The organism is Mesorhizobium sp. M1A.F.Ca.IN.020.04.1.1, from assembly GCF_003997315.1.
In the GTDB taxonomy this organism is placed as follows: Bacteria; Pseudomonadota; Alphaproteobacteria; order Rhizobiales; family Rhizobiaceae; genus Mesorhizobium.
In genome coordinates, this window is record NZ_RZSN01000322.1 from 1 (window position 1) to 2,883 (window position 2,883).

Annotated in this window: 2 protein-coding genes; both read right to left on the minus strand. The window is 61.2% G+C overall.

Annotated features, from left to right (window positions below):
* The coding region (locus EOA49_RS31260; protein ID WP_281058469.1) for a glutamate synthase central domain-containing protein at positions 1–1,688 on the minus strand (1,688 nt) is incomplete at its 3' end.
* 345 nt (positions 1,689–2,033) lie between these two features.
* Positions 2,034–2,883 (minus strand): TlpA family protein disulfide reductase (locus tag EOA49_RS31265; protein ID WP_127243569.1); only part of this gene is annotated, 850 nt, incomplete at its 5' end.

A 2,883-nucleotide genomic window follows, 5' to 3' on the forward strand; every position in this document is an offset into this window, starting at 1 on the left:
TTGGTGACCTGGGCGAAGTTCTGCTTGAAATAGGTGTAGAGCAGCTTCGATCTGTCCGACATCGCCGAAATCGGCGTGTCGGTGCCCATCGAGCCGACCGCTTCCTGGCCGGTGGTCGCCATCGGCGACATCAACAGCTTGGTGTCTTCCTGGGTAAAGCCGAACGCCTGCTGGCGATCGAGCAGGCTGACGTCCCTGCGCAGCGCCCGCGGCTCGACCGGCTTCAGGTCTTCGAGGATGAGCTGGGTGTTGGCGAGCCAGCTCTTGTAGGGATGCCTGGTCGCGATCTCCGACTTGATCTCCTCGTCGGAAACGATGCGACCCTTCTCCAGGTCGATCAGCAGCATGCGGCCGGGCTGCAGCCGCCACTTCTTGACGATCCTTTCCTCCGGCACCGGCAGCACGCCGGCTTCCGAGGCCATGATGACGCGATCGTCGTCGGTGACGATGTAGCGCGCCGGGCGCAGCCCGTTGCGGTCGAGCGTGGCGCCGATCTGGCGGCCGTCGGTGAAGGCCACCGCCGCCGGCCCGTCCCACGGCTCCATCAGGGCGGCGTGGTATTCATAAAAGGCCTTGCGATCTTGATCCATCAGCTTGTTGCCGGCCCAGGCCTCAGGGATCAGCATCATCATTGCGTGAGCGAGCGAGTAGCCGCCCTGCGTCAGGAATTCGAGCGCATTGTCGAAACAGGCGGTGTCCGACTGCCCCTCATAGGAGATCGGCCACAGCTTGGAGATGTCGTTGCCGAACAGTTCGGAATCGACCGAGGCCTGCCGCGCCGCCATCCAGTTGACGTTGCCGCGCAGCGTGTTGATCTCGCCATTGTGGGCGACCATGCGATAGGGATGCGCCAGCTTCCACGACGGGAAGGTGTTGGTCGAGAAACGCTGGTGGACGAGGATCAGCGCCGTCTCGAAACGCGGATCGGTCAGATCCTTGTAATAGGCGCCGACCTGATAGGCCAGGAACATGCCCTTGTAGACGATGGTCCGCGATGACATCGACACGACGTAGAAGCCATTGTCGACGCCCTTGGTCTCTTCGTGGATACGACCGGAAATGACCTTGCGCAGGATGTAGAGCCGCCGTTCGTAATCGTCGTCGCTCTCGATCTCGGCGCCACGACCCAAAAACACCTGCCGCTGGACCGGTTCTGAAGCAGCGATATCAGGCGCCTTTGACAGCGATGAATTGTCGACCGGCACGTCGCGAAAGCCGAGCAGCGGCTGGCCTTCGAGCTGCGCGACCTCGGCGATGATGCCTTCGATATGCGCCTGAAGCTCAGGATCGCGCGGCATGAACACATGGCCGACGGCGTAATGGCCGGGCTTGGGCAGTTCGACGCCCTGGCTGGCCATCTCCTCGCGGAAGAAGCGGTCGGGAAGCTGCACCAGCACGCCCGCGCCGTCGCCCATCAGCGGGTCGGCGCCGACGGCGCCGCGATGCGTCAGATTTTCGAGCACCGCCAGGCCGTCCGTGACGATTTGATGCGACTTCACGCCCTTCATATTGACGATGAAGCCGACGCCGCAGGCATCGTGCTCGTTGCGCGGATCGTAGAGGCCGTGGGCGGCGAACCCGGTAGGGGTCCGCCCGATCCTGGTCAGGCCAGTGGCGATGGACGGATTTTTGACGGCTGCCGCTTTCGTCTGCGCGGCCTTCCTCGCAGATGGCGTCATGTCCGTCATCGTCCTGTCCTCCGTTCTTGCCTGGCGCAGAGACAGGCGGTCGGCTGCGTCCCCCGTCTTCCCCGCCTGTGGGCGCAGGTGGATCGGTGGGCAGCGCCGAGCTTCATGTTGCCAGCCTTACTCCAGTGCCATCTTTGACGGGTCCGGGAGACCCTTAGCGGCAGTATTGGTGAGTTGATCAGGCACGTCTTCTCCTTGCTCGATCACGTGTTTGCGGATAACGGCGAGGCTGGGCTGGACGCTTGGGCCGGCCTATTTGTACAACCACGTCAGGGAAATGGACGAATTGGCCAGTAAGCCATTCGACTATCGCCCCTCTTTGGTTTCCTCCTTGGCCGCCCCCCTTCACCTTTTGGGAAAATCCTCTTGCGGAGCCACACAGAGAGCGCCGTAACAAACCTTCTCACCCTTGTAGTTGGCCAGAGCCTGCAGCAACTCGGGTAGAAGGTGCTGTTTCAGGTCGTCCGAGACAGGCTCCGGACCCTCCAGCGCTTTCAGTGTCTGCTCGAGCAACTCGATGGCGCGATCTTTGTTGCCGCTCTCATGATAGTACTGAGCGACCACCGGATAAGACAGGAACTTAGAGCCGCCGCCTTGCGGCAGTGCCACGATGTGTTTGGACAGCTCTTCGCCCATCGCGAAGCGCTCAGCAGACGGAAAGCCGGAATAATCAAAGCCCGGCGCGAAGAGTTGGTATAGCGCCCAATACATCCATCCCTCGGACTTTCTGTCGATCGCGTCGCGAACGAATTGGCGCATTACGGGCAAGCCGGCCTGCATGTCGCGCATTCTGTGAAGCAACAGATCGACATGACTCACGCGGAAGTTGAGTTTGTCCGGTATCAATGCGATGCCTTCTTCAATCGCCGAGAGCGCCGTCTTCCAATCCTCGGCCTCCATTGCCGGCCGAAGTTTGTCGTATATGGGCTTGGTCAGCGCTTGTTCGCGCGCTATGGTTTCGCCTTCCGCAATCCGCTCCGTATCGGCGGATTTTGCCTGATCGCTGATGCGCCAGCTGCCGTTAAGCACCTTCGGCAAAACCTCATCGAGTTGCGTCGGATGACCGATAAAGGCGATGTGGCCGTCTCGGTCGACCACGAACGAGGTCGGGACCCCGTAAGAAAAGCTGGGCTCCATCCAAAGCTTGTCCATTTCGCCTGTGGAGTCGAATGCGATCCGATAGTTCAGATTCGGG